Source organism: Bacteroidales bacterium (genome assembly GCA_021648725.1).
Classification (GTDB): Bacteria; Bacteroidota; Bacteroidia; order Bacteroidales; family JAADGE01; genus JAADGE01.
Window position 1 is genome coordinate 1 of record JAKISF010000061.1, and the last position, 5,839, is coordinate 5,839.

Genomic DNA, 5,839 nt, shown 5'->3' on the forward strand with positions numbered 1-5,839 from the left:
CGGACATATGAAGGGACATTTAAATATCAATCTGGGTTTAGCATACAAACACAGGAAACAATACCTTATGTGGTATTTATACTTTAAAAACAAAGAAAAAGGTTTTTAAAGCTATAAAACTTACCGGGAATAAAAAGAAAAAGGACTTCTTTTAAAAGTCCTTAATATTACCGTATAAGATTAATCCTATCGCTGATAAGTTGCTCCTCAGCAGAGCTTATGTCCTTTTCGGATTAATGGTCATAATTTATAAAACACTTTTCACAAAACCACCAACTATTTTTGACCACATTACCGTAAAAAAGGACGTATAAACTTCAACCAAATTCACTCTTAATGATAACATAGTATCTCGCAGTAAAACAAACAGTTCTGATAGCAAGCGAATACTTGAAAAACATTACAAGCTCAAAACTTGTATGTTATCAAGCAAATGACCATAGCATTTAGGCTATTCTCCGACCAAAACAAAAGCACCCCAATAAAAAGGGTATTTATATTTTTCTTTTATTTCTAATTGTGCTTTTCTGAAAGCACTGTGTTTGTCTCCTGATTGCAACCAGTATTTATAAAATGCAGACATCAAGTCTTGTGTTCCTTCATCACTTACCTCCCAGAGGCTTGTTATTATTGAAGATGCTCCTGCAATTTGAAATGACCGCTGCAAACCGTAAACGCCCTCACCGTTTTTAATTTCCCCCAAACCGGTTTGACAAGCACTTAATATTACAACTTCGGTATTATCTAAATTCAGAACCATTGCTTCAAAGGCATTTAAAATACCGTCATCAGAATCTTTGTTCTCTTTTGTATTCATCTCGTTAACGGTTCGGTCTGCTCCGGCAAAAAGCAAACCCGAACGTAAGAGCGGATTTTCATAGGCTTTCATGGGCTCAACCCCGAAAGCACGAGTCCCCTCTGACGGATCCGTTTTGTTTTCCAAAAAATAGCCGTGTGTTGCGATATGTAAAATTTGCGGACTTTTTACTTTTTTGAGACTTTCTTCTGTTGCATCTTTTCCCAAAACCAAATTTACGTTATAATTCTTTGCCTTTAAAACTGACTGAATTGTCTGCACTTCTTTTTTTGTTCCCGGAAGCGGAGATAATCGAGCTAAACTATCCGGCAAATCCAATTGATAATCCGGATAACCTAATAAATAGGCAGTCATAGTTGGTTTTTTACTTTTATTAAATAAAAGAAGGTCTTTTGTATTGCTTACAAAACGTATATCTTTCACATCTAAAATGTGTCTTCCGGAAGGCAGTTGAATTGTGTTAATATTAACCTGATTGTAAATACCGTCAATTGATGTGTATATTTTTTTATCATCGGTTGTCAACAAACCTGCAATTTCTTTCCAATAATAATTATAAAACGGCTCCATGCTTTTACCGGAATGAATGGTTGCTTGGTATTCATCAGACCAATCCGACTCCATGTTATCACCGTCTTCCATAAATACCATTTGAGGACTTTTACCGTTATTTCTTAATACGAGTGCTATATAATGAATTTGAGATTTAGGATATAAATAGCTGAAGCTGTTGATGCGAACAATCTCAACGGCAGCATCTCCTGCATTTAAATTTGCAGCAATATCTTTATAGCTTACCGATTTTAACTCGTTTGCTTCTTTGAAATCTTCTGATGATATTGTAAGTTTCTTCTCAAGATTTTTAACAACGGTTTCAAGAGAGTCAATATTTATGCTTTCTTCCTTTAATTCTTCTTTAGAATATGAATACAGTTTACCCAGCCAGTTTTTTGTGTCTTGCCAATTGTTATAATTTGCAATTAAAGTTGCGTTTCCGCTGTTTAAAATTCTGGTTTTTACTTTTCGTGAGGAATTTAGAAGCAATGCTTTTGTTGCTATTCTGAAATTATAAACATCTTCGGTAATTTCCGGAACATCTTTTTGTGCATCAACGGCAAAATTATAAAAGCGAATAAACTTAGGTTGAATTTTTTCCCAGAATTTTGTTTTTTCATATTCATTCATAGCAGGAAAAAAAGTGTTAATTTGATAAATGTACTCATTTAATGTTTTCCTGTATATTTCGGCAGCAGTTTTGTAATCTTCTTTCTGCCAATATAATACGGCGATGTTTTCATAAGTCATTGCAATACTCGGATGATGTTCTCCCAGTGTTTTTTGTTGAATGTTCAAGGCTTTTGTCAATAAGGGTTCGGCTTCTGTCAGTCGGTTTTGTGATTGGTAAAACAAGCCTAATTCATATATTGCTTTTGCATAAGAAGGGTGTTCTTGACCGAACTGTTTATCATAAATTGCAACCGCTTCATTTAATAAACTTTCAACTTGCCCGAACCGTCTCATTTGTTGATATAGTGAAGCTGTATTTCTTAATAAAACGGCATAATCAGGATGTGATTTTCCGACTTTTCGTTTCATAATTTTCAAGGCATCTAAATATATTTCTTCTGCTTCATCATAGCGTTTTGTTAATTGGTACAGTAAGGCTAAGTTTACTTTAAGGCGAACATATGTAGAAGACTTTTCTTTTATTTCTTTTCCTGCAATATTAATTGACGATTTCATCAACTTCTCGGCATCTTTATATTTGCCGGTCATTTGGTATATCATTGCCCTGTTATTTTGTACTATTGCGAACTTAACCGACTTGTTTTCTCCTGTTTCTCGTAAATAATTTTCTGCTTTAATAATATATTCTTCCGCCTTTGTATACAGCCCCATATCTTTATACAAAACAGCAATGTTATTTAAAGATGCGGCATATCCTGTTTTATTTTCAGTATTTTCTCTTTTTTCAAGGGCTTTCAGGGTATATTCTTCTGCTAACGAATATCGTCCGGTTGTATGATACAATAGTCCTAAGTTGCTGAGTGTGAGACTTGAAAAGGTTGAGTCTGTAAGGCGCTCTTTTTCATAAATTTTATTTGCTTTTAAGAATGATTTTTCAGACATTTTGTAACTGCTCGAAACATATAATATTTCTCCGGTATAATTAAGATTCTGGGCTTTTATTTTCGGGGGAACATTTGTAACATTTTTTGGGTCTGCTAAATAATATGCAAAACCTTTTGCTTGTTTTAATCCGCCTTTTGCTTCATAAGGAGTTGTGTTATCTCCGAATGAAATAGCATAATTAAAATCTGTGACATCATAACTCTGAGAAAAATTCGTGACAGTTTCTTTCCATTGTGCTTTAAATTTTTTTCCGATATATTTCTCTGTTCTGCTCCAATACTTTGATGCTGCAGGGTCAAGGAAGTCCGGGATGTCAATTTTAACCCTGTCTTTTAATTTATCGGTTTTAATATTGTCTTTTACCAGTTTTTTCCAATCTTGTGCATAATTGTTTTGTAAGAAAAAGAAAAAAAATATTATTCCTAAAAACTTTATTGTTTTTTTCATTATGTTTAATATTATGTTAAAGAGTTATTTTACGTTAAAACGATAAAATTACGACTTTTTATGTATTAATTAAAATAAAAAAGCCGGGCAGAACGCCCGGCCAAACTCTAACCTAAATATAGTCATATTAAACGACTATATTATTGGTGAGATTTAAGTATTATTTTTCCTTCTGTTGACTAATGTAAATATTAACGTAAAAATATGTAAATTGTTATTTCGCAAATATAAAATAATATTTTAATTCAGCATTAGTAATCAACAATTTATTAAAACATTTTTAATAAATAAACCGATACTTATACTTTTGACAAGGCTTGTTCTAAGTCTTCAATAATATCTTCTACATTTTCAATTCCGACAGAGAATCGAACTAAGCCGTCAGCAATACCCGCAGCTTCTCTTGCTTCTTTTGACATTCCGGCATGTGTCATTGATGCAGGGTGTTGGATTAATGATTCTACTCCGCCTAAAGAAACCGCTAATAAAGATAAACAAACATTGTCCATCAATATTCTGCCGGCATCTAAACCGCCTTTCAGCCCAAAGCTGATCATTGAACTGAATCCGCTCATTTGTTTTTTTGCTAATTCATGTTGCGGATGAGATTTTAACCCGGGATAAAGTATCCATTCTACCTTTAGGTGGTTTTCTAAATATTGAGCAACTTTCATTGCATTTTCTTCTGCCCTTTCCATACGAATACTCAGGGTCTTAAGTCCTCTGTGGGTTAAGAATGCTTGATGAGGGTCCATATTTCCGCCCAAATAAACCATTAAACTGCGGATTTTTTTGTGCAGTTCTTCTTTTTTCGCAATAATAACACCTCCAACAATGTCAGCATGGCCGTTAATATATTTTGTAACAGAATGGAGAACAACATCGCAACCTAAATCCAAAGGTTTTTGTAAATAAGGGCTTGAAAAAGTGTTGTCAACAACAACCGTAATATTATGTTTATGTGCAATTTTTGAAGCTTCAGCTATATCTGTTAATTGCATTGTCGGATTCGTCGGAGTTTCAATGTATAAAACTGTTGTATTGTCCTGAACAGCACTTTCAATTTGTGATAAATCAGAGGTATCAATAAAAGTCATCTCAACTCCGAAACGAGAAAAATCCCGTTCTAAAATCCCCCTGGAAGGCCCATAAACAGAGTCCGAACATATAATATGTTTCCCTGCACCCAACAAAGCCATATATACAGAACTTACAGCTGCCATTCCGGAGCTTGTCGCAATTCCGCCGAAACCGTTTTCCAGTTCAGCCATTGCATCTTCAAAAGCTTTGATTGTAGGGTTTCCTATTCTGGTGTAAATAAATCCGTCTGACTTTCCTGCAAAACAATCTGCCCCGTGTTGTGCGTTTTTAAATGCAAATGTTGAAGTTTGATAAATTGGCGTAACAGCACTGCCGAACTGATCTTCATATGCTCCCGCATGTACCAACTTAGTGTTAAACCCTTTATTTTTTGTATTCATTTTCTATACTTTTTAAATTTGTTTACACTTTGATTATAACGTCTTAAATTTCTTGCTGAATAAATATTACATCTGTTATCCGAAAATATTTTTTTTAGAAATTGTTGCTACAAAATCTTTCAAATAATATGGTTCAAAATAAGCAACATCTTCAAATTTATTCTCATTAAATGCTTTTTCGGAAAAAGAAATCATATAGTCAGCCGAAGGGTGTAAGTCATCAACAAATGTCGCATTTTTATGTTTAATCATATTTTTACATTTTGCTGCACCATCACCGAAAAAAAATATTTTTTGATTTTCTAACTTTTTAAAAAAGGACTGTTTATCAATAATTTCTGCTTTAATTTTACTAACAGCATTCAAATTGTTGTCAAACAACTGTGTATATACTTCCATTCTTCGGGCATCAATCATGGGAGCAAAAAATACACTTTCTTCGGGTTTTAATAATTGTTTTGCACCCCAAGCCATGCTTTGCAATGTGCTGACAGACAGTAAATTTTTTGTTGCCCCGTAAACAATGCCTTTTGCTGCCGAAACACCTATTCTTAAACCTGTATATGACCCCGGACCCTTACTTACAGAAACGGCATCAATATCATTAATTATTAAGTTTGCAGATTTTAAAATATCTTCAATAAAAACAGTAAGCATTTTAGAATGTGCATTTTTTTCTTTTGTCTCTTTTTCGATAATTTTTTTGCCGTCTTCTGCAATATTCACAGAACAAACAGATGTAGAGGTTTCTATATTTAAAATTAATGCCATACTATGAATAAAAGTTCACAAAAATAGAAAGAATAAACGAATTCAAATGAATAAAATATGAAATTTTCAGGGCAAACTCATACTTTTTTAATTGAAAACACTTTCAAAAATTGTCTTTTTTCTTATTAATTATTTGCATATTAGCCTGTTAGATAAACAGTTAAAAGGTATGAAAAAAGATAATAAACTA

At 33.2% G+C, this 5,839-nt stretch carries 3 protein-coding genes; all 3 read right to left on the reverse strand.

What is annotated here, in order from left to right; translation table 11 throughout:
* Positions 1-451 precede the first annotated feature (451 nt).
* Positions 452-3,397, reverse strand: coding sequence for a CHAT domain-containing protein (locus L3J35_13580; protein ID MCF6367214.1), 2,946 nt, complete (start codon positions 3,395-3,397; stop codon positions 452-454).
* A 299-nt stretch (positions 3,398-3,696) separates the two neighbouring features.
* Positions 3,697-4,878 carry an aminotransferase class I/II-fold pyridoxal phosphate-dependent enzyme gene (locus L3J35_13585; GenBank protein ID MCF6367215.1) on the reverse strand — a complete coding sequence of 394 codons (1,182 nt, stop codon included), beginning with the start codon at positions 4,876-4,878 and terminating at the stop codon, positions 3,697-3,699.
* A gap of 75 nt (positions 4,879-4,953) precedes the next feature.
* Positions 4,954-5,649, reverse strand: a complete 696-nt coding sequence (tsaB, locus tag L3J35_13590; GenBank protein MCF6367216.1) for a tRNA (adenosine(37)-N6)-threonylcarbamoyltransferase complex dimerization subunit type 1 TsaB — start codon at positions 5,647-5,649, stop codon at positions 4,954-4,956.
* Between the last annotated feature and the right edge of the window lie 190 nt (positions 5,650-5,839).